General features: G+C 73.3%; 14 protein-coding genes and 2 riboswitches. Of the genes, 5 read left to right on the forward strand and 9 right to left on the reverse strand.

Annotated features, from left to right (window positions below; genetic code table 11):
* The first annotated feature begins 47 nt into the window (after positions 1-47).
* From ACQ9ZG_RS28490 to ACQ9ZG_RS28500, 3 genes are all read left to right on the forward strand, one after another.
* Positions 48-1,433: an amidase gene (locus ACQ9ZG_RS28490; RefSeq protein WP_499281644.1), complete on the forward strand. Its 1,386-nt coding sequence runs from the start codon at positions 48-50 to the stop codon at positions 1,431-1,433.
* Positions 1,434-1,562: 129 nt separating this feature from the next.
* Positions 1,563-3,785 carry an NADP-dependent isocitrate dehydrogenase gene (locus ACQ9ZG_RS28495; RefSeq protein WP_109916988.1) on the forward strand — a complete coding sequence of 741 codons (2,223 nt, stop codon included), beginning with the start codon at positions 1,563-1,565 and terminating at the stop codon, positions 3,783-3,785.
* A 130-nt stretch (positions 3,786-3,915) separates the two neighbouring features.
* Complete coding sequence (locus ACQ9ZG_RS28500; RefSeq protein WP_499281357.1) at positions 3,916-5,493, forward strand: molybdopterin-dependent oxidoreductase; 1,578 nt, start codon at positions 3,916-3,918, stop codon at positions 5,491-5,493.
* Positions 5,494-5,508: 15 nt separating this feature from the next.
* Here ACQ9ZG_RS28500 and ACQ9ZG_RS28505 read toward each other — a convergent pair whose 3' ends face one another.
* The 8 genes from ACQ9ZG_RS28505 to ACQ9ZG_RS28540 all read right to left on the reverse strand — a co-directional run bounded on the left by ACQ9ZG_RS28505 (position 5,509) and on the right by ACQ9ZG_RS28540 (position 14,987).
* Positions 5,509-7,149 carry an FAD-dependent monooxygenase gene (locus ACQ9ZG_RS28505; protein WP_109917361.1) on the reverse strand — a complete coding sequence of 547 codons (1,641 nt, stop codon included), beginning with the start codon at positions 7,147-7,149 and terminating at the stop codon, positions 5,509-5,511.
* A 120-nt stretch (positions 7,150-7,269) separates the two neighbouring features.
* Entirely contained in the window at positions 7,270-8,145 is an 876-nt protein-coding gene (locus ACQ9ZG_RS28510) for an oxygenase MpaB family protein (RefSeq protein WP_499281358.1), read from the reverse strand.
* 50 nt (positions 8,146-8,195) lie between these two features.
* Positions 8,196-9,260 (reverse strand): lipoate-protein ligase LplAB, encoded by a 1,065-nt coding sequence (lplAB, locus tag ACQ9ZG_RS28515; RefSeq protein WP_018491446.1) that lies wholly within the window; start codon positions 9,258-9,260, stop codon positions 8,196-8,198.
* A gap of 274 nt (positions 9,261-9,534) precedes the next feature.
* Complete coding sequence (locus ACQ9ZG_RS28520) at positions 9,535-10,344, reverse strand: enoyl-CoA hydratase (RefSeq protein WP_099218006.1); 810 nt, start codon at positions 10,342-10,344, stop codon at positions 9,535-9,537.
* A complete protein-coding gene (gene mmsB / locus ACQ9ZG_RS28525; RefSeq protein WP_109915192.1) occupies positions 10,341-11,273 on the reverse strand; it encodes a 3-hydroxyisobutyrate dehydrogenase in 933 nt (310 codons plus the stop codon). The genes ACQ9ZG_RS28520 and mmsB overlap by 4 nt, the downstream gene beginning before the upstream one ends.
* Positions 11,270-12,337, reverse strand: a complete 1,068-nt coding sequence (locus ACQ9ZG_RS28530; RefSeq protein ID WP_109915193.1) for an enoyl-CoA hydratase/isomerase family protein — start codon at positions 12,335-12,337, stop codon at positions 11,270-11,272. Before ACQ9ZG_RS28530 ends, mmsB begins: the two co-directional genes overlap by 4 nt.
* Positions 12,334-13,488 carry an acyl-CoA dehydrogenase family protein gene (locus tag ACQ9ZG_RS28535; protein ID WP_109915194.1) on the reverse strand — a complete coding sequence of 385 codons (1,155 nt, stop codon included), beginning with the start codon at positions 13,486-13,488 and terminating at the stop codon, positions 12,334-12,336. The genes ACQ9ZG_RS28530 and ACQ9ZG_RS28535 overlap by 4 nt, the downstream gene beginning before the upstream one ends.
* Entirely contained in the window at positions 13,485-14,987 is a 1,503-nt protein-coding gene (locus tag ACQ9ZG_RS28540; protein ID WP_109915195.1) for a CoA-acylating methylmalonate-semialdehyde dehydrogenase, read from the reverse strand. The genes ACQ9ZG_RS28535 and ACQ9ZG_RS28540 overlap by 4 nt, the downstream gene beginning before the upstream one ends.
* Positions 14,988-15,214: 227 nt before the next feature.
* A riboswitch (cobalamin riboswitch) is annotated at positions 15,215-15,393 on the reverse strand.
* A gap of 185 nt (positions 15,394-15,578) precedes the next feature.
* On the opposite strand from ACQ9ZG_RS28540, the gene cobF reads away from it, so the two are divergent.
* Positions 15,579-16,376, forward strand: a complete 798-nt coding sequence (gene cobF, locus ACQ9ZG_RS28545) for a precorrin-6A synthase (deacetylating) (RefSeq protein WP_109914770.1) — start codon at positions 15,579-15,581, stop codon at positions 16,374-16,376.
* 138 nt (positions 16,377-16,514) lie between these two features.
* Here the strand turns inward: cobF and ACQ9ZG_RS28550 are convergent, their stop codons facing one another.
* A complete protein-coding gene (locus ACQ9ZG_RS28550) occupies positions 16,515-16,712 on the reverse strand; it encodes a hypothetical protein (protein WP_018491439.1) in 198 nt (65 codons plus the stop codon).
* A gap of 273 nt (positions 16,713-16,985) precedes the next feature.
* Positions 16,986-17,202, forward strand: a riboswitch (cobalamin riboswitch).
* A 161-nt stretch (positions 17,203-17,363) separates the two neighbouring features.
* On the opposite strand from ACQ9ZG_RS28550, the gene metE reads away from it, so the two are divergent.
* Positions 17,364-19,688: a 5-methyltetrahydropteroyltriglutamate--homocysteine S-methyltransferase gene (metE, locus tag ACQ9ZG_RS28555; protein ID WP_109916984.1), complete on the forward strand. Its 2,325-nt coding sequence runs from the start codon at positions 17,364-17,366 to the stop codon at positions 19,686-19,688.
* Positions 19,689-19,812 lie beyond the last annotated feature (124 nt).

Consider the following 19,812-nt stretch of genomic DNA (forward strand, 5'->3'; position numbering starts at 1 on the left):
TCCATGAACGCGCGCCCGCGCCCGCCCCGGCAGCCGTCCCCGCGCCCCTGCCCGGACTCGTCGAGAGCGTCCGTCTCCTCGCCGCGTCCGCCACCACCTCCACCGCTCTCGTCGCCGACGCCCTCGCCCGGATCGAGGCCACCCGGACCGGCCTCAACGCCTTCCGTCATCTGCGGGCCGAAGCCGCCCTCGCGGAGGCCGCCGAGGCCGATCGCAGGCTCGCGGCGGGGGAGCGGCTGCCGTTGCTCGGCGTGCCGGTCGCGGTCAAGGACGACACCGACGTGGCGGGCCTGCCCACGCACTTCGGCTGCGACGGGGAGCGGCCCCCGGCCACCGCCGACAGCGAGGCCGTCCGCCGGCTGCGCGCCGCCGGGGCCGTCATCGTCGGCAAGACCAACTCCTGCGAACTGGGCCAGTGGCCGTTCACCGAAGGGCCCGCCTTCGGCGCCACCCGCAACCCCTGGAACACCGATCACACCCCCGGCGGCCCCTCCGGCGGATCGGCCGCCGCCGTCGCCGCGGGGCTGGTCCCCGCCGCACTCGGGTCGGACGGCGCCGGGTCCGTCCGCATCCCCGCCGCCTGGACCCACCTCGTCGGCATCAAGCCCCAGCGCGGCCGGGTCTCCGTCCACCCGCACCACGACGCCTTCCAGGGCCTCACGGTCAACGGCCCGCTCGCCCGTACGGTGGCCGACGCCGCGCTCCTGCTGGACGCGGCCGCCGGTGCGCACCCCGGCGACCTCCACCGCCCGCCCGCCGTCCGCGCCTCGGACGCCGCCCGCCGGGACCCCGGCCGCCTCCGGATCGCCCTCGCCTGGCGGCCCCCGCTCACCCTCACCGGCGCCGGACCCGACCCCGAGGTGCGACGGGCCGTCGCCGCCCTGGCCGAGACCCTGGCCCGGCTCGGCCACCACGTCGAGGAGGCCCGCCCCCGGTACGGGCTGATCGGCCTCTCCTTCGTCCCCCGCGCCACGACCGGCATAGCCGAGTTCGCCGCCCGCCACCCCGAACCGGCCCTCCTCGACCCGCGCACCCGCAGCGCCCTGCGGACCGGGACGCGGCTCGGCGGCCGGGTGGTCCGGGCCGCCCGCGCCCGCGAAGTGCGCCAGCACCGGCGGATCGGCGCGTTCTTCGACACGTACGACGTCCTCCTCACCCCGACGACCGCCGCGCCCCCGCCCCGTATCGGCACCTTCGACCGGATCGGCGCCTGGCGCACCGACGTCACCATGGCCGCCGCCTGTCCCTACGCCTGGCCGTGGAACGTGCTCGGCTGGCCCGCCATCAGCGTCCCGGCCGGCTTCACCCGCTCCGGCCTCCCCGTCGGCGCCCAGCTCCTCGGGCCCTCCCGCGGCGAGGAACGGCTGATCGCGCTCGCCGCCCAGCTGGAGGACGACCTGCGGTGGTACGAGCACCGGCCCCCGGGGGCGTAACCCGGAGTGAGGGCAGCGTCACCGGGACCCGTACGGACCGTGAAGCCGTGCGGGGGCCTTGTGGAGCCGCGGGCTGCGACGAGATATCTTGATGTCAAGCAATGTTGCAGACGTGGAGCGGAGCACCCGGTGACTGACTCGACCATCATCTATACGCACACCGACGAGGCCCCTGCCCTGGCGACCTATTCCCTCCTGCCCGTGATCGAGGCCTACGCCTCGACCGCCGGGGTCACGGTGGAGCGCCGTGACATCTCCCTCGCGGGGCGGATCATCGCCAGTTTCCCGGAGCACCTCAAGGCCGAGCAGCGTATCGATGACGCACTCGCCGAGCTGGGCGAGCTGGCCAGGACTCCCGGCGCGAACATCATCAAGCTGCCGAACATCTCGGCGTCGATCCCGCAGCTCAAGGCCGCGATCGCGGAGCTCCAGGGGCAGGGCTACGCGCTTCCGGACTACCCGGACGACCCGCAGACCGACGCGGACAAGGACGTGCGCGCCCGGTACGACAAGGTCAAGGGCAGCGCCGTGAACCCGGTGCTGCGCGAGGGCAACTCCGACCGCCGCGCCCCCGCCTCCGTCAAGAACTACGCCAAGGCCCACCCGCACCGCATGGGTGCCTGGACGGCCGACTCGAAGACGAACGTCGCCACCATGGGCGTCGACGACTTCCGCTCCACCGAGAAGTCCGCGGTCATCGCCGAGGACGGCTCGCTCCGCATCGAGCTGCACGGCGACGACGGCACCACCACCGTGCTCCGCGAGTCCGTACCCGTCCTCAAGGGCGAGGTCGTGGACGCGGCCGTCATGCGCGTCGCGGCCCTGCGCGAGTTCTTCACCGCGCAGGTCGCCCGCGCCAAGGCCGAGGGCGTGCTCTTCTCCGTGCACCTCAAGGCCACCATGATGAAGGTCTCCGACCCGATCATCTTCGGCCACGCGGTCCGCGCCTTCTTCCCGAACACCTTCGCCAAGTACGGCGACCAGCTCGCCGCCGCCGGCCTCACCCCCAACGACGGTCTGGGCGGCATCCTCAAGGGCCTCGACTCGTTGCCGGGCGTCGGCGCCGAGATCCAGGCGTCCTTCGAGGCCGAGCTGGCCGAGGGCCCCGCCCTCGCGATGGTCGACTCGGACAAGGGCATCACCAACCTGCACGTCCCCAGCGACGTCATCGTCGACGCCTCCATGCCGGCCATGATCCGCACCTCCGGCCACATGTGGGGCCCGGACGGCAACGAGGCCGACACCATCGCGGTCCTCCCGGACAGCAGCTACGCCGGTGTCTACCAGGTCGTCATCGACGACTGCCGCGCCAACGGCGCCTTCGACCCGGCCACCATGGGCTCCGTGCCCAACGTCGGTCTGATGGCGCAGAAGGCCGAGGAGTACGGCAGCCACGACAAGACCTTCGAGATCGCCGCCACCGGCACCGTCCGCGTCGTCGGCACGGACGGCACCGTCGTGCTGGAGCAGGCCGTCGGCGCCGGTGACATCTTCCGGATGTGCCAGACCAAGGACGCGCCGATCCAGGACTGGGTCAAGCTCGCCGTCACCCGAGCCCGTGCCACCGGCACCCCGGCCGTCTTCTGGCTGGACGAGGGCCGCGCCCACGACGCCAACCTGATCGCCAAGGTCACCACGTACCTCGCCGACCACGACACCGACGGCCTGGACATCTCGGTCAAGACCCCGGAGGAGGCCACCGCCTTCTCCCTGGAGCGCATCCGCCGCGGCGAGGACACCATCTCCGTCACCGGCAACGTGCTCCGTGACTACCTGACGGACCTCTTCCCGATCCTGGAGCTGGGCACCAGCGCCAAGATGCTCTCCGTCGTCCCGCTGATGAACGGCGGCGGCCTCTTCGAGACCGGCGCCGGCGGCTCGGCCCCCAAGCACGTCCAGCAGCTCGTCAAGGAGAACTACCTCCGCTGGGACAGCCTGGGCGAGTTCCTGGCCCTCGCGGTCAGCTTCGAGCACCTGGCCACCACCACGGACAACGCGCGGGCCCAGGTCCTCGCGGACACCCTGGACCGGGCCACCGGCACCTTCCTCAACGAGGACAAGTCCCCGAGCCGTCGCCTCGGTGGCATCGACAACCGCGGCAGCCACTTCTACCTGGCCCTCTACTGGGCCCAGGAGCTGGCGCAGCAGACCGACGACGCCAAGCTCGCGGAGGCCTTCGCCCCGCTCGCCAAGACCCTGGCCGAGCAGGAGGAGACCATCGTCGCCGAGCTGATCGCGGTGCAGGGCTCCCCGGCCGAGATCGGCGGCTACTACCAGCCCGACCCGGCCAAGGCCGCCGCCGTCATGCGCCCGTCCGCCACGTTCAACCAGGCGATCGCGAGCCTCGCCTGAGGTGAGGGGCGGGGGAGACCCCTCCGCTCCATTCCGCCCCGGCCGGCCCCGTGCCCGCCGGGGCGGTTCGCGTCCCGGGCGCCCCGTGCCGTTCGGGTGAACGGGCAATCCGGGCGGGACGCGGCTCCGAATGACCTCCGTGAGGATCACACGCACAGCCCTGACCCGCGGCGCGCTCGCCGCCCTGAGCGGCCTGCTCGCCGGATTCGCCGCGCTGACCGTGGCCGAACTCGTCTCGGCCGCCGTCAGACCCGAGGCGAGCCCCGTCACGGCGGTCGGCGGGGCGGCCGTCGACCGGACCCCCACCGGGGTGAAGGACTGGGCGGTCCGCACCTTCGGCGAGAGCGACAAACTCGTCCTGCAACTCGGCATCGTCGCCACGCTCGCGCTCTTCGCCGTCGCCGTCGGCCTCCTGGCCCTGCGCCACCGCCGTACGGGCTCCGCCGCCGTCCTGGCCTTCGGAGCCGTCGGCGCGGCGGCCGCCCTCAGCCGCCCGGACTCCACCGGATTCACCGACGCGCTGCCCTCCCTCGTCGGCGCGGTGGCCGGGGCGGTCCTGCTGTACGTCCTCGTCGGCCGGCTCACCGCCCCGCGCGCGCACCCGCAGGGCGAGGAGGGCTGGGACCGGCGGGGCTTCCTGGTCGCCGCCGCGGCCGCGGCCGCCGCCTCCACCGCCGCCGGAGCCCTCGGCCGTACGCTCAACAGCCGCAACGCCCAGGACGCCATCGCCTCCCGCGACGCCGTCCGCCTCCCCGCCCCGGCCTCGCCCGCGAAGCCGATCCCGGCGGGAGCGCAGCTCCGGGTCCCCGGACTCTCCCCCTTCACCACCCCCAACGACCGGTTCTACCGGGTCGACACCGCCCTGGTGGTCCCCAAGGTCGACGCGAACACCTGGCGGCTGCGCCTCCACGGCCTGGGCGTACGCAAGGAGCTGGAGTTCACCTACCGGGAGCTGCTGGAGCGGCCCCTGATCGAACGTGAGATCACCCTCTGCTGCGTCTCCAACGAGGTCGGCGGCCCCTACATCGGCAACGCCCGGTGGATCGGCGTCCGTCTGGCCGACCTGCTCAAGGAGGCGGGCGTCAAGCCGCCGTCCCGGGGCGGGAAGGCCGACCAGATCATCGCCCGCTCGGTGGACGGCATGACGCTCGGCACCCCCGTCGAGGACGTGATGGACGGCCGGGACGCGATGCTCGTTGTCGGCATGAACGGCGAACCGCTCCCCTTCACCCACGGGTTCCCCGTCCGCATGCTCGTCCCCGGCCTGTACGGCTACGTCTCGGCCTGCAAGTGGATCGAGGACATCGAGCTGACCACCTTCGCCGACTTCGACGCGTACTGGGTGAAGCGGAAGTGGGCCCGGAAGGCCCCGATCAAGACCCAGTCCCGGATCGACACCCCCAAGCCCTTCGGGCGACCCGGGGCGGGCACCGTGATGGTCGCCGGGGTGGCCTGGGCCCAGCACCGGGGGATCGAGAAGGTCGAGATCCGCGTCGACGACGGCCCGTGGCGCCCGGCCCAGCTGGCCGAGCAGACCACCATCGACACCTGGCGCCAGTGGTCCTACCCCTGGCGGGCCACCCCCGGCGGCCACACCCTCACCGTCCGTGCCACCGACGGCACGGGCGAGACGCAGACCGAGCGGCGCACCGGGACCGTTCCGGACGGGGCGAGCGGCTGGCACTCGGTCGTGGTCACCGTGGAATGACGGTGACGGCAGCCCTCACGGAGCGAAGACCATCCCCAGCGCCTCCTTCAACGCCCCTACCGTGGGCGGCTGGAGACAGGCCGTCAGATAACCGTCCGGGCGTACGGCGAAGGCCGCCCCCTCCCCGGGCCCGTACTGGCGCGCGAACTCGCCCCGGCTGTCGTGGTGACGGGGCGCTCCCGTCCGGTCCGGCGCGGCTGCGTCCGGGGGCAGGACGCCGTACGTGACCATCCGGCCGCCGGACGACTCCCGTGCCGCCGCCGCGAGATCGGCCACAGTGTCTCCCGCCGGATGGTCCCCGTACACCAGCAGGACGTGCTCACGCCCGCGCAGCAGGTCGAAGAGGCGGACGGGGTGGGCGGCGATGTCACCGGTGAGCCCGCCGCAGTCCGGGGCCCGGTCACCCGGCCGGAGCGGGGCCCCGTCCCCGGCCGGGAGGGGCGTCACCAGCGGGCTCTCCCGGTAGCCGACCAGGAGCTGGGCCTGCCGGAGCATCAGCGTCTCCGGGGCGCTCCGGTCGGCCTGGACGCCCTCGGCGGCATGGCGGACGGTCCGGCCCACCACCTCCTCGCCCACCGGGCGCCGTTCGGCGTCATAACTCGGCAGCAGGCGCGGGTGTGCCGCGTCCCCGAGCGCCAGCGCCAGCTTCCACGCCAGGTTGCAGGCGTCCTGGACACCGGTGTTCATGCCCTGGGCGCCGGTCGGCGGATGGATGTGCGCCGCGTCCCCGGCGACGAACACCCGCCCCTCCCCGTACCGGTCCACCAGCCGGTGGCTGATCCGGAACACCGACGACCAGCGCAGCGCCGACGCGGTGACCGGCTCCGGCGAGAGCCGGTCCAGGACCTTCTGGATGTCACCGAGGGCGGGCGCCGTGCCGCCCTCCAGCCCGTGGGCCACCCCGTCACCTGCCGACGGCCCGGGCCCCCGGGCGGCCGACAGCTCCGGCGGCACCAGCATCGACATCCGGTAGCGGCCCTTCCCCGGCAGCGGGATGCAGACCAGCAGGTCGTCGACCGTGCCGTCCTCGGTGCGGTGCATCGACCGCACCCCGTACCCGGGCTCCAGCCCCCACCCCACCTCGACGTCCGCGAGCATGTACTCCTCCGGGAACGCACCGCCCTCGAAGGCGAGCCCGAGCGCCTTGCGGACCAGGCTGTGCGCCCCGTCGCACCCCACCAGGTACCGCGACCGGACCTCCTCCTCGGCCCCGGACGCCGTGGTCAGCCGACTCGTCACCCCGGCCGGGTCCTGGGCGAACGCCAGCAGCTCCGTCGAGCGCTCGATCCCCGTGCCGTACCGCCCGAGGTGCTCCTCCAGGACGCGTTCCGTCTCGTACTGCGGCAGCGCGGCGAAGCCGTACGGCACCTCGGGCGGCAGGACCAGGTCGATCCGGCCCAGCGCCACCCCGTTCTCGTACGTCAGCTGCCCACGCATCGGGACCGCCGCGTCCAGCACGTCCCGCACCAGCCCCATCCGGTCGAACAGCTCCAGCGTGCGGGGCTGCACGCCGACCGCCTTGGCGTACGGGAGCCGGGCCGGGAGGCGGTCCACGATCCGGCAGGAGGCGCCCGCGCGCCGCAGTTCGGCGGCGAGCATCAGCCCCACGGGCCCCGCGCCCACGACGAGGACATCGGTCGATCCACTGCGTGCCATCGGGGCCTCCCGCCACGGCCCCCCTGCGTACGGTCCCCTCCATCGTCCTGCCCCCGGCCCGTCGCGGCACCCGGACGGCCGGGCGCGAAGGCGCGAAGGCGGCGGGCGGGCGCGCGGTGCTCAGCCTCCGGCCGGTGGGGGCGGCGGGGTCATCGCCCACCGGATCGTCCGGGTCAGCGCCCTCCCGGCGGGCCGTACGCAGACCTCCTCGACCCCCGGCACCCGGGGCAGCCGCAGCTGGGCCCGGGCCCAGGGCGGCAGCCCGGCCACGGCGTTGGCGGCCAGTACGGCGTACGGGGCACGGGCCGCCCAGGGGAGCGGCGGCCGGAGCAGGATGAAGCGGGCCGCGTCCAGGGCCTCCCGGGTGGCGCGCAGCTCCGGGCGGTAGGCGGCGATGCCCGCGGCCAGCTCCGCCCGGTCGTGCGGCGGGTCGGGGACACCGAGGGCGCGGGCCACCGTCGCCATGTCGCGGATGTAACCGTCGCACCCGGCACCGTCCAACGGCCGTGCCCCGTACCGCTGGTGGGCCCGGAGGAAGCTGTCCACCTCCGCGATGTGCACCCAGCACAGCAGATGCGGATCGGCCGCGTGGTACGGCTCCCCGGAGGGCGCCCTCCCGCGCACCCGCTCGTGCACGGCGCGCACCCGGTCCACCGCCTGCTGCGCGTGCTCGGCGGTGCCGAACGTGGTCACCGCCAGGAACGTGCTGGTCCGCTGGAGCCGCCCCCACGGGTCGCCCCGGAACCCGGAGTGGCCCGCGACGGCGGCCATGGCGAGGGGGTGCAGCGACTGGAGGAGCAGGGCGCGCAGCCCGCCGATGAACATGGACGCGTCTCCGTGCACCCGGCGCACCGGCCGCTCGGGACCGAACCAGCGGGGACCGGGGGTGCCGTGGATCCGGGCCCGGTTCTCCGGCCCGGACGGCCCCGCCACCCGGGCGAACAGCTCCCTGCCCAGACGATCCCGTACCCCGGAGCCCGACCGTGTTCTGTCCATACCTCCCAGTATGCGGGCCCGTACGACACCCTCCGGGGCGCCGGGAGCCGTTACGGCACCCGGGCCGTCCACTCCTCCGTCGCGAACTTCGTCCGGACCAGCTCCTCGGCGCGCGCCAGCTCGGCGGCCGTCACGCTGCCGGCGGTCAGCCCGTGCCGGTTGCGGAACGAGTCGATCATGCGCTCGATCACCACCTGGCGCGGCAGCCCCGTCTGCCGCCGCAGCGGGTCGACGCGCTTCTTCGCCGAGCGGGTCCCCTTGTCCGACAGCTTCTCCTTGCCGATGCGGAGCACCTCCAGCATCTTGTCGGCGTCGATGTCGTACGCCATCGTCACGTGGTGCAGCACGGCCCCCGGCCCGCCGTCCGGTCCGACCACCCGCTTCTGCGCCGCGCCCGCGATCTTGCCGACCTCGGTGGCGATGTCGTTGAGCGGCTGGTACCAGGCCTTGATGCCCATGTCCGCCAGCGCTTCGAGGACCCAGTCGTCCAGATAGGCGTAGCTGTCGGCGAAGGAGAGCCCGGAGACCAGCGCCTGCGGGACGGCCAGCGAGTACGTGATGGTCGAGCTGGGCTCCGCGAACATCGCGCCCCCGCCGGAGATCCGGCGGACGACGTTCACCCCGTGCCGCTCCACGCCCGCCGGGTCCACCTCGTTGCGCAGCGACTGGAAGCTGCCGATGATCACGGCGGGGGAGTCCCACTCCCAGACCCGCAGCGTCGGCGGACGCACCCCCGCCGCCACCTCGGCGGTGATCACCTCGTCCAGCGCCATGTGCAGCGCGGGCGACTGGGGCGCGTCGTGGATCAGCTGCCAGTCGTAGTCGCTCCACTCCGTGGCCTGCGCCAGCGCCCGGCGTACGGCGGTGGCGACGCCCTCCGCGCTCAGCCCGAGCATCACCGTGGAGTCGGGCAGCGCCGCCTCGATCCGGGCCGCGAGCCCGGCGGTGTCGGTGTTGGCCGGGGCGCCCTCCAGCGCCGCGTCGATCGCGAGGATCGCCTCGTCCGGTTCGAGGAAGAAGTCCCCGGAGACCCGGACGTCGCGCAGCGCCCCGCCCGCCACGTCCAGGTCCACCACGACCAGCTTGCCGCCGGGAACCTTGTACTCACCGTGCACAGCGCCGCCTCCAGCTCCGTCTGTCCCGTCCATGGGCGTCCGGCTCGACAGCGGAACCGGACACACCGGATACAACGCGCATCGCGGTGTGGATCATCCCGTGCGCGGGACGGGCTCCGACGGGGTGGGAGACCGGCGGGCGGTGCCCACTCCCACCGGGCACCCCTGCCCTCCGCAGGCAATTGCGCATATATGCAATAAGGGGGGTGTGCGGGTGGGTGCCCCCTGCCCTTCCCGTCGCGGGAGGGGCAGGGGGCACCGGGGTGCGCGCGGCTCAGCGGTGGGTGAACTCCGCGGGCCGCTTCTCGGTGAAGGCCTTCATGCCCTCCTTCTGGTCGGCCGTCGCGAACACCGCGTGGAACAGGCGGCGTTCGAAGCGGACGCCCTCGGCGAGCGTGGTCTCGAAGGCGCGGTTCACCGCCTCCTTCGCCATCATCGCGACCGGCGCCGACATCCCGGCGACCGTCTCCGCGGCCGCCAGCGCCTCCGTCAGCAGCGCCGCGTCCGGGACGATCCGGGAGACCAGCCCGGCCCGTTCCGCCTCCTGGACGTCCATGTTCCGGCCGGTGAGACAGAGGTCCATCGCCTTGGCCTTGCCGACCGCCCGGGTCAGCCGCTGGGAGCCGCCGATGCCGGGGATCACCCCGAGCCGGATCTCCGGCTGCCCGAAGACGGCCGACTCCGAGGCGATCACCAGATCGCAGAGCATCGCCAACTCGCAGCCCCCGCCCAGGGCGTAGCCCCGTACGGCGGCGATCGTCGGGGTCCGGAGCCGGCCGAGCCGGTCCCAGGCGGTGAACCAGTCGCTGAGATACATGTCCATGTAGCTCTGCGGCTGCATCTCCTTGATGTCCGCGCCCGCCGCGAACGCCTTCTCGCCGCTGCCGGTGATGACGATGCAGCCGACGCCCGGGTCCCGGTCCAGCGCCTCGGCCGCCTCCACCGTCTCGCGCATGACCTCCAGGCTCAGCGCGTTGAGCGCCTTGGGGCGGTTCAGGGTGAGCAGGGCCGTACGGCCCCGGCGCTCGACCAGGATCGTCCCGTACGGGCCCGGGGTGGCGGGGGTGTCGTCGTGCTCGCTCATGCGGGGGTGCCCTCCTGCGTCTCGGTGGTCTGCGGCGAAGCGGCCCGGATCGCGCGGACGATCCCGGAGAAGTCCTGGTCCGCTCCGGCCCCTTCCGCGAACCGTGCGTACAACTCGGCTGCCCTGAGCCCCAGTTCGGCGTCGATGCCGCCTGCCCGCAGGGCGTTGGCGGCCAGGCCGAGGTCCTTCGCCATCAGGGGGGCGGCGAAGCCGGGGCGGTAGTCGCGGTTGGCCGGGCTGGTCGGGACGGGGCCGGGGACCGGGCAGTTGACGGTGAGGGCCCAGCACTGGCCGGAGGCCGCCGATGCCACGTCGTACAGCGCCTGGTCGGAGAGGCCGAGGCTCTCGGCGAGGACGAACGCCTCGCTGACGGCGATCATCGAGACGCCCAGGATCATGTTGTTGCAGATCTTGGCCGCCTGCCCGGCACCGGCCCCGCCGCAGTGCACCGCCTTCTTCCCCATCACGGAGAGCAGCGGCTCGGCCGCCGTGAAGGCGGCCTCGTCGCCTCCGGCCATGAAGGTGAGTGTGCCGGCCTCGGCACCCACCACCCCGCCGGAGACCGGGGCGTCCAGTGAGCGGTGACCGGTCGCCGCCGCTGCCGCGTGCGCGGCGCGGGAGTCGGCCACGTCGATGGTGGAGCAGTCGACGAACAGCGTGCCGGGGCGGGCCGCTTCGAGCAGCCCCTCCTGCCCGTAGAGGGAGAGGACATGGCGGCCGGCGGGCAGCATGGTGATCACCACGTCGGCGACCGCGGCGGCCTCCGTGGCGGACTTCGCCCGCTCCACCCCGCTCTCCTCGGCGGCGGCCAGACTGCTCTCCACCAGGTCGTGGCCGAGCACCCGGTATCCCGCCCGGACGAGGTTGGCGGCCATCGGGCCGCCCATGTGGCCGAGGCCGATGAACGCGACGGTCGTGGTGGTGGTCACCAGGGCACCTCCTGCGGTGAGTCGGCTGCGGCGAGGAACAGCTCCTCGTCGCCGGTCGGTGCGAAGTACCGGGCCACGTCCGCCTCCGTGACCTCCACGAGCGTCCCCGGGGTCCAGCGTGGGGCGCGGTCCTTGTCGATCACCTGGGCCCGGATGCCCTCCACCAGATCGGCGGAGGAGAGCGCCGCGTACGAGACGCGGTACTCCTGCTCCAGCACCCGCTCCAGCGGCCCGAGTCCACGGGTCCGGCGCAGTGCGGCGAGGGTGACCTTGAGCGCCACGGGCGAACGGCCCAGGATCGTCTTCGCCGCCTCACCGGCCGCCGGGGCGTCGGAGGCGAGCAGCCGGTCCACGATCTCCTCGACCGTGTCGGCGGCGTAGCAGTGGTCGATCCAGGCCCGGTCGGCCTCCAGCACCCCGGGGGGCGCCTGCCGGACGTGGCGCCCCAGCACCTCGGGTACCTCCTCCGTCCGCAGCGCGGCGAGGAAGGCGGGCAGCTCCGCCGCCGGGACGAAGTGGTCGGCCAGCCCGCACAGCAGTGCGTCCCGGGCCCCCACCACCGCCCCGCTCAGGGCGAGATGGGTGCCCAGCTCCCCGGGGGCCAGGGCCAGCAGATACGTGCCGCCGACATCCGGCACGAAGCCGATCCCGGTCTCCGGCATGGCCACCTTCGACCGCTCGGTGACGATCCGGACGCTGCCGTGCGCCGAGACGCCGACCCCGCCGCCCATCACGATGCCGTCCATGACGGCCACGTACGGCTTCGGGTAGCGGGCGATCCGGGCGTTCAGCCGGTACTCGTCGCGCCAGAACGCGGCCGACGCCCTGCCGCCCGCGCGGGCGTCCTCGTAGATGGACCGGATGTCGCCGCCCGCGCACAGGCCGCGCTCCCCGGCGCCGGTGAGGACGACCGTGGCCACCGCCGGGTCGTGCTCCCACCGGTCCAGGGCCGCCGCGATCGTCCCGACCATGTCGTGGGTGAGGGCGTTGAGCGCCTTGGGCCGGTTCAGGGTCACCACCCCCGTACGCCCCTCGGTACGGACGACGACGTGCTCCTCGGTCATCGCAGGGCTCCCGTCAGACTCCGGGCCACAATGACGCGCATGATCTCGTTGGTCCCTTCCAGGATCTGGTGGACCCGCAGGTCCCGGACGATCTTCTCGATGCCGTACTCGGAGAGATAGCCGTAGCCGCCGTGGAGCTGGAGCGCCCGGTCGGCGACCGCGTACCCGGTGTCGGTGGCGAACCGCTTGGCCATCGCGCACAACTCCGGTGCCCCCGGCGTCTTCCGGTCCAGCGCCTCGGCGGCCTGCCGCACCAGCGCCCGGGCGGCGGCCAGTTCGGTCGCCATGTCGGCCAGCCGGAACTGCAGCGCCTGCGCCTCCAGCAGCCGTGCCCCGAACGCCTCCCGGTCCGCGAGATGGGCCAGGGAGCGGTCCAGCGCGCTCTGCGCCCCACCCAACGAGCAGGCGGCGATGCCGAGCCGGCCGCCGTTGAGGCCGTTCATCGCGATCCGGAAACCCTCGCCCTCGGCGCCCAGCATCCGGTCGGCCGGGACGCGCACACCGTCGAGCACGACCTGCCGGGTGGGCTGCGCGTTCCACCCCATCTTCTTCTCGTTGGCCCCGAACGACAGCCCCGCGTCGTCCCGTTCGACGAGGAACGCGGAGATCCCGCCGGGACCGCCGTCACCCGTGCGGGCCAGCACGATGTAGAGGTGCGCGGCACCCGCCCCGGAGATGAACTGCTTCGTCCCCGTCAGGACGTAGTGGTCGCCGTCGCGCTCGGCGCGGGTGCGCAGCGCCGCCGCGTCGGAGCCCGCGCCCGGCTCGGTCAGGCAGTAACTGCCCAACTGCTCCATGGTGCACAGCTCCGGCAGATACCGGGCGTGCTGCGCCTCGGTGCCGTACCGGTCGACCATCCAGGCGACCATGTTGTGGATCGAGAGATATCCGGCGACCGACGGGCAGCCGGTGGCCAGGGCCTCGAAGACGAGGACCCCGTCGGAGCGGGACAGCCCGGAGCCGCCCACCTCCTCCCGTACGTACACGCCTCCGAGCCCGAGGTCCGCCGCCTTCCGCAGGACGTCGACGGGGAAGTGCTTCTCCTGGTCCCAGGCCACCGCGTGCGGGGCCAGGTGCTCCTGGGCGAAGTCGAGTGTGGTCTCGACGACCGCGAGCTGGTCGTCGCTGAGCAGGGTGGTCACAGCGGTCATCCCATGGTCGGAATCGTGAAGCTCGCACCGTCCCGGATCCCGGAGGCGGGCCAGCGCGAAGTGACGGTCTTGGTACGGGTGTAGAAGCGGATGGCGTCCGGACCGTGCTGGTTCAGGTCCCCGAAGCCGGACCGCTTCCAGCCGCCGAACGTGTGGTAGGCCACCGGCACCGGGATCGGCACGTTCACGCCGACCATGCCGGTGTCGACCCGGCGGGTGAAGTCGCGTGCGATGTCGCCGTCGCGGGTGAAGAGGGCGACGCCGTTGCCGTACGCGTGCTCCGAGGGCAGCCGCAGCGCCTCCTCGTAGTCCGCCGCGCGGACCACACAGAGCACGGGCCCGAAGATCTCCTCCTGGTAGATCCGCATGTCCGGGGTGACCCGGTCGAAGAGCGAGGCGCCCGCGAAGAACCCGTCCTCGTGGCCCCCGAGGGTGAAGTCCCTTCCGTCCACGACCAGTTCGGCGCCCTCCTCGACACCGAGGTCGACATAGCCCCGCACCCGGTCCACCGCGTCGCGGCCCACCAGCGGCCCGAAGTCGGCGTCCGGGTCGTCCGAGCGGCCGATCCGCAGCTCGCCGATCCGCTCGGTGAGCCTGGCGACCAGCGCGTCGGCGGTGGCCTCACCGACCGGCACGGCCACCGAGATCGCCATGCACCGCTCGCCCGCCGAGCCGTACCCGGCCCCGATCAGCGCGTCCACCGCCTGGTCCAGATCGGCGTCCGGCATCACGATCATGTGGTTCTTGGCCCCGCCGAAGCACTGCGCCCGCTTCCCGTGGGCGGCGGCCGTCGCGTAGATGTGCGCGGCGATCGGCGTCGAGCCGACGAAGCCGAGCGCCTTGACGCGCGGGTCCTCCAGCAGGGTGTCCACGGCCTCCTTGCCGCCGTTGACGACGTTCAGGACCCCCGGCGGAAGCCCGGCCTCCAGGAAGAGTTCGGCCAGCCGCAGCGGTACCGAGGGGTCGCGCTCCGAGGGCTTGAGGATGAAGGCGTTGCCGCAGGCCAGGGCGGGCGCGGCCTTCCAGAGCGGGATCATCGCCGGGAAGTTGAACGGGGTGATGCCCGCGACCACGCCGAGCGGCCGGCGCAGCGAGTGCACATCGATCCCGGCGCCCGCGTTGTCGGTGAACTCGCCCTTCAGCAGATGCGGGACACCGGCCGCGAACTCCACCACGTCCAGACCGCGCGCGATGTCGCCGTGCGCGTCGGCCACGGTCTTGCCGTGCTCGGAGGAGAGCAGCCGGGCCAGGGAGTCCTTCTCCTTCTCCACGAGCTGGAGGAAGCGCAGCAGCACGCGGGCGCGGCGCTGCGGGTTCCACTCGCCCCACTCCCGCTGGGCCTCGGCGGCATCGGCGATGGCGGCCTCGGTCTCGGACCGGCCGGCCAGCGGCACCCGGGCCTGCACCTGCCCGGTGTTGGGGTCGTAGACATCGCCGTACGTGCCCGAGGTGCCGGGCGTGTGCTTGCCGCCGATGAAATGGGTGAGTTCGCGGACCATGGAAACCTGCTCTCGTCGGTGAGATCGTCAGGAGAGATCCGGGGATGGCGCACGGCTGCCACCGGCCCGCGCACCGGTCGGGTGCACGGGGGCGCGGAAGGGCTGCCGCCAGGGGGGACGCGAAGGGCGGGGCCGTCAGGGGGCGGGGAGAACCGCTCGCCGGGACGTGCCCGCGGGGCCGTGGGTGCGGACCGGTGCCATGCGTGTCTGCTCCATCCTCGTGGAAACACGGAACTATTCCCGTGGCCGGTATCCTGACTCCCGGATCAGCGCGCGCCCTCGTGCCTTCCCGACGGCTGGTTCGCCGTCAGTGGCGTGTCCTGCGAGGACGGACTCCCCGGTCACAGTGGCGGGACCGCGCCGGAATCGCACCGGCTTCCCTGACACCACGGGCCTTCGAGGCGCCCGGCACGATGCCGGTCGCCTCTCTGCTCACGAACATATAGTTGGACGTCCTAGTAAGTCCACCCCGCCTCGCTCCGACACGGACGCGCCCTCGCCCCGGGCCGGGTCCTGCCCGCGCCGGTCGGTGCCGACGGCCGCCCCGCCCCCTGCCCGGGCCGGCGGCCCGCCCTGGCATGATCGGCCGACATGAGCGACGCACCACCACGCCACATCCTCGTCATCGGCATGGGCGCCGGTGACCCCGACCACCTGACGCTCGCCGCGATCAAGGCGATGCGCCGGGCGCAGGTCTTCTTCGTGCTCGGCAAGGGCCGCGAGAAGGAGTCCCTCACCCGGCTGCGACGGGACATCCTGGCCGAACACCTCACCGGCCCCTACCGGGTCGTCGAGGCCGAGGACCCCTGGCGGGACCGCACCCAGGACGACCGGGGGCGCTACACCTCGGCGGTCCACGACTGGCGCCACCGCCGCGCCGACATCTGCGAGCGCCTGATCGCCGAGGAGCTGGCACCGGGGGAGTGCGGGGCCTTCCTGGTCTGGGGCGACCCGTCCCTGTACGACAGCACCCTGGCGATCCTGGAAGACATCCGGGACCGGGGGACGGTGGAGTTCGGGCATGAGGTGATCCCCGGCATCAGCAGCGTCTCCGCCCTCGCCGCCCGCCACCGTACGTCCCTGAACCAGGTGGGCCGCCCGATCCGCATCACCCCCGGCAGGCGGCTCGCGGAGGGGTTCCCGGACGACGACGGCGACATCGTGGTGATGCTCGACGGCCACGAGAGCTTCACCCATCTGACGGGCCGGGGGCTGTGGATCTACTGGGGCGCCTACATCGGCACCCCGGACGAACTCCTGGTCTCCGGCCCGCTCGACGAGGTCGCGGACCGGATCAGCCGCGTGCGCGCCGAGGCCCGCGAACGGCACGGCTGGATCATGGACACGTACCTGCTGCGTCAGGGGCCGGGCGCGTCGGGCGGCGCCTGAGGCGGTGAAGCCGCCCGTATCCGAGGCGGTGTCGGCCGCTGATGGGCCCCGGCCCGTGAGCGGGGGCCCGGACAAGGGGTGGCGGGCCGTGCGAGGCGCGGGCGGCGGCGCCGCACCTCGTCGTCGGGCCCTGCCGGGTCAGCTCCGGGACTCGTGCGCCCGGATCAGGCCGAGCCCGTGGCCGAGGCTCGGGCACTCGGCACTCAGCTCGTTGCCCCGCACCAGATAGTTGTCCACGCGCCCGTCGGTGGCGCGCTCCACGGCCCGGTACTGCGTGCCGTTCACCGTGATCGTCCAGCCGTCGCCGTCCTGGGCCCAGCCGACTGTCTTCTTCATGCAGCGCTCCCCTTCTCTCCTCGCCGCCGCGGGTCGGCGGCCGTGTATTGGCAAGAAGAACGGCCTGTGACGCTCAGTGGTTCCGGCTCGCCTACGCCATTCGGTTACATCTGTGTCACCGTGCCACCACGAGCTGACCGGAAGTCAGCGAACGGGCGAAGGGGAGCGGAATCCGGGCCGTCCGAAGCCGCCGGGCGCCCTCCCTGCGTGGCCCGTGTCTCATTTCACTGTCCGAAGTGTGAACAACGGTGTGCGCCCGGCGGTCGTCCGCTTAGGGTGACCGGTGCAGCTGGTTCGCCCCGTCAGCCGGACGGGAGCGTCGTAAGAGGGAACCCGGTGGGAATCCGGGACTGCCCCGCAGCGGTGAGCGGGAACGACCGCCGTCATACGCACTGGACCCGGACGGGTCTGGGAAGCGACGGCCACTAGGTGTCTGCCCCCGGCAGACGTGCCCGCGAGTCCGAAGACCTGCCCGTTGCCCGCACGCGACCGTTCGTGTGCGGAGTTCCCGGTGACCTCGTGGGCGGGTCGGCGTAACCGTCGGGTGGACGGACACGGTCAGCGTGTCGCGTTTCCGCCCGGTCCGTCACCCCTTCGCGTCCGCGTTCCGTCCCGGGAACAGCTGGAGACACGCTCGCGAAGGAGAGTCACGTGACAGCGAAGCCCGCAGCCGCGGCAGCACGGGCCACCGTGTACGGCTACCCCCGCCAGGGTCAGAACCGTGAACTGAAGAAGGCCGTCGAGGGCTACTGGAAGGGCCGCGTCGACGCGGGCGCCCTCCGGCAGACCGCCGCCGAACTGCGCCGGGGCACCTGGCAGCAGCTCGCCGAGGCCGGCGTCCACGAAGTGCCGACCGGTGATTTCTCGTACTACGACCACGTCCTGGACACCAGTGTCATGGTCGGCGCTGTCCCCGAGCGGCACCGCGCTGCGGTCGACGCGGACGCCCTCGACGGCTACTTCGCCATGGCCCGCGGCACCCAGGACGTGGCGCCGCTGGAGATGACCAAGTGGTTCGACACCAACTACCACTACCTGGTCCCCGAGTTGGGGCCGGACACGGTGTTCACCGCCGACTCCGCCAAGCAGGTCGAGGAGTTCAAGGAGGCCCTGGCGCTCGGCCACACCCCGCGCCCGGTCCTGGTCGGCCCCGTCACCTACCTGCTGCTCGCCAAGGCGGCCCCCGGAGTCGCCGCCGGCTTCGAGCCGCTGACCCTGCTGGATAGGCTGCTGCCCGTGTACGCCGAGGTCCTCGCGGACCTGCGGGCCGCCGGCGCCGAGTGGGTGCAGCTGGACGAGCCCGCCCTCGTCCAGGACCGCACCCCGGCCGAGCTGAACGCCACCGCCCGCGCCTACCGCGAGCTGGGCTCACTGGCCGACCGGCCGAAGCTGCTGGTCGCCTCCTACTTCGGCCGGCTCGGCGAGGCCCTGCCCGTCCTGGCCAAGTCCCCGGTCGAGGGGATCGCGCTGGACTTCACCGAGTCCGGCGCCGCCAACCTCGACGACCTCGCGGCGGCCGGCGGACTGCCCGGCAAGCGGCTCGTCGCGGGCGTCGTCAACGGCCGCAACATCTGGATCAACGACTACGAGAAGTCGCTCGCCACCCTCGGCACGCTCCTGGGCCTCGCGGACCAGGTCGACGTCTCCGCCTCCTCCTCCCTCCTGCACGTCCCGCTGGACGCGTCGGCCGAGCGGGACATCGACCCGCAGGTGCTGCGCTGGCTGGCCTTCGCCCGGCAGAAGACCGCCGAGATCGTCACCCTGGCCAGGGGGCTCTCCCAAGGCACCGAGGCCATCGCCGCCGAACTCGCCGCCAACCGCGCCGACCTGGCCTCCCGCGCCGACGCCCCCATCACCCGCGACCCCGCCGTCCGGGCCCGTACGGCGGCCGTCACCGATGCCGACGGCCGCCGCTCCCAGCCGTACGCCGAGCGGACCGTGGCCCAGCGCGCCCACCTCGGGCTGCCGCTGCTGCCCACCACCACCATCGGCTCCTTCCCGCAGACCACCGAACTCCGCACCGCCCGCGCCGACCTGAGGGCCGGCCGGATCGACGGGGCCGGGTACGAGGAGCGGATCAAGGACGAGATCCGCGAGGTCCTCTCCTTCCAGGAGAAGGCCGGGATCGACGTCCTGGTCCACGGCGAGCCCGAACGCAACGACATGGTGCAGTACTTCGCGGAGCAGCTCACCGGCTACCTCGCCACCCAGCACGGCTGGGTCCAGTCGTACGGCACCCGCTACGTCCGCCCGCCGGTCCTCGCCGGGGACATCTCGCGCCCCGAGCCGATGACCGTGCGCTGGACGGCGTACGCGCAGTCGCTCACCGAGCGCCCGGTCAAGGGCATGCTGACCGGACCGGTCACCATGCTCGCCTGGTCCTTCGTCCGCGACGACCAGCCGCTCGGCGAGACCGCCCGCCAGGTGGCGCTCGCCCTGCGCGACGAGGTGAACGACCTGGAGGCGAACGGGACTTCGGTGATCCAGGTCGACGAGCCCGCCCTGCGCGAGACGCTGCCCCTGCGCGCTGCCGAGCACGCCGCGTACCTGGAGTGGGCGACGGAGTCCTTCCGCCTCGCCACCTCCGGGGTGCGTCCGGACACCCAGATCCACACCCACATGTGCTACGCCGAGTTCGGTGACATCGTCCAGGCCATCGACGACCTCGACGCCGACGTCATCAGCCTGGAGGCCGCCCGTTCGCACATGCAGGTCGCCCGCGAACTGGCCGCCCACGGCTATCCGCGCGAGGCCGGACCCGGCGTCTACGACATCCACTCCCCGCGCATCCCGAGCACCGAGGAGGCGGCGGCCCTGCTGCGCAAGGGACTTGAGGCCATCCCGGCCGAGCGGCTGTGGGTGAACCCCGACTGCGGCCTGAAGACCCGCGGCTGGCCCGAGACCCGGGCCTCCCTGGAGAACCTGGTCGCCGCCGCGCGGGAGATCCGCGCGGAGCTGCCCACCGACGCGGCGTGATCCGTCCCGGTGCGGGAGCGGCCACCGCCGCCTCCGCACCGGGACACCCCACGTGACACCCGCTGCCCCCGACTCCGGTCGGGGGCAGGCTCGTTCGGAAGACCGGGCGGTCGGGCCGGGTGGC

The organism is Streptomyces araujoniae, assembly GCF_050871195.1.
GTDB classification, from domain to species: Bacteria; Actinomycetota; Actinomycetes; order Streptomycetales; family Streptomycetaceae; genus Streptomyces; species Streptomyces bacillaris.

Coding starts and splice junctions, on each gene's coding strand:
- ACQ9ZG_RS28550 (WP_018491439.1), bottom strand. CDS start 16,712: ATGAAGAAGACAGTCGGCTGGGCCCAGGACGGCGACGGCTGGACGATC.
- ACQ9ZG_RS28535 (WP_109915194.1), bottom strand. CDS start 13,488: ATGACCGCTGTGACCACCCTGCTCAGCGACGACCAGCTCGCGGTCGTC.
- ACQ9ZG_RS28530 (WP_109915193.1), bottom strand. CDS start 12,337: ATGACCGAGGAGCACGTCGTCGTCCGTACCGAGGGGCGTACGGGGGTG.
- ACQ9ZG_RS28510 (WP_499281358.1), bottom strand. CDS start 8,145: ATGGACAGAACACGGTCGGGCTCCGGGGTACGGGATCGTCTGGGCAGG.
- ACQ9ZG_RS28505 (WP_109917361.1), bottom strand. CDS start 7,149: ATGGCACGCAGTGGATCGACCGATGTCCTCGTCGTGGGCGCGGGGCCC.
- ACQ9ZG_RS28500 (WP_499281357.1), top strand. CDS start 3,916: ATGACCTCCGTGAGGATCACACGCACAGCCCTGACCCGCGGCGCGCTC.
- cobF (WP_109914770.1), top strand. CDS start 15,579: ATGAGCGACGCACCACCACGCCACATCCTCGTCATCGGCATGGGCGCC.
- ACQ9ZG_RS28540 (WP_109915195.1), bottom strand. CDS start 14,987: ATGGTCCGCGAACTCACCCATTTCATCGGCGGCAAGCACACGCCCGGC.
- ACQ9ZG_RS28520 (WP_099218006.1), bottom strand. CDS start 10,344: ATGAGCGAGCACGACGACACCCCCGCCACCCCGGGCCCGTACGGGACG.